The following is a 1,184-nucleotide window of genomic DNA, read 5'->3' on the forward strand; positions in this document are numbered from 1 at the left end:
AATATATATTATGCGAATAATAATATCATCGATGCAACCATTGTCTCTCAGAAAAAAAACACCTGTCATGGGCTTTATTCACGACAATACAAGCGTAATGTATTTTTTTAGAGAATTTTTTCCAAAAATCGTTGTCTAACATTTTACCAATATTAAGATTAAGGAAACTCTGCATAGTAGACGTCATCGTGCTCTATCTGCCTTTAGTCGTAATAATTGGCGGGCTAAATGGCTGTCTGGTTGCTCCATGACTGAAAGGAGTTCCCTTTGAGTGTCTGTTTCCTGACGCAACAGTTTTGTTACTCGTTGTCGAAATGTTTAACGACTGTGAACGGAAACTTGCTATAACAGTAGAAAACTGTCTAATATTTTATCTGGTATAACAGTCGCCGTAACAGTTGTACAGACTAGGCTTAAGCCTAAGAGCATGGAAAGTAAACGACGCTACTAGTCCACAACAAACCTCATAACTAACTAGAGAAAGGTAACTGCCAATGACTTTAAAAGGTCTTATCAAATTAACCCAGTTGATGCAGGAACAACCACTGACGGTGATTCAGTGGCAAATTCTCCTTGTGGTTGCAGAAAACCCGGGAGAAACCATTACAGATCTTGTAAATGTTGACAAGCTCACCTGTGGTACCCCAAGCGATATCGCAGTCAGTGTCAAACGTCTCGGTGAAGGTCGACACGACAGGCCTGGTCTTGGGCTGATCAAAAAGGTTCAGCATGAAGATGACGGTCGTTATTTCAAGCTGACGTTGACAGCGAAAGGCAAAAAACTGGTGGAAAAAATCAAGCAGAAAGCTCGATATCTGAAATGATTGAGTAACACAAAGGGCTCTGCAAGGTTGCGAGAGAATTTTCAGGAGCAACCCTACAGAACCCTGTCTCCCGCCTGTACCCATCCCCTCTGAATCTGCATTGGCGATGCACTGAACTTAAAATAGATTCTTTGAATACTCATTCTCACTTTATTTGAAAGATAAAGCTTTTTTTTGCCAAGTGTACAGGGTCACATCTGGGATATCAGTAATTAACTGGCCATATCAAATCGAATATTTCTGACTACTTGGGCTGGTACTATGTGAGGCACAACGAAGGGAGCATCTTACGATAGACATTAAGAATCTATCTATTAATTCCAGAAGCAACAGCTTTGAACCACAAAGCACACGAAGAGC

1 protein-coding gene is annotated in these 1,184 nt (G+C 40.8%); it reads left to right on the forward strand.

Annotation, left to right across the window (positions count from 1 at the left end; genetic code table 11):
* The first annotated feature begins 494 nt into the window (after window positions 1-494).
* The gene (locus KDK14_RS10100) at window positions 495-824 is read left to right on the forward strand and encodes a MarR family winged helix-turn-helix transcriptional regulator (protein ID WP_257264978.1); all 330 of its coding nucleotides are present in this window, start codon (window positions 495-497) and stop codon (window positions 822-824) included.
* The last annotated feature ends 360 nt before the right edge of the window (window positions 825-1,184 follow it).

Source organism: Endozoicomonas sp. ONNA2, from assembly GCF_024606365.1.
Classification (GTDB): domain Bacteria; phylum Pseudomonadota; class Gammaproteobacteria; order Pseudomonadales; family Endozoicomonadaceae; genus Endozoicomonas.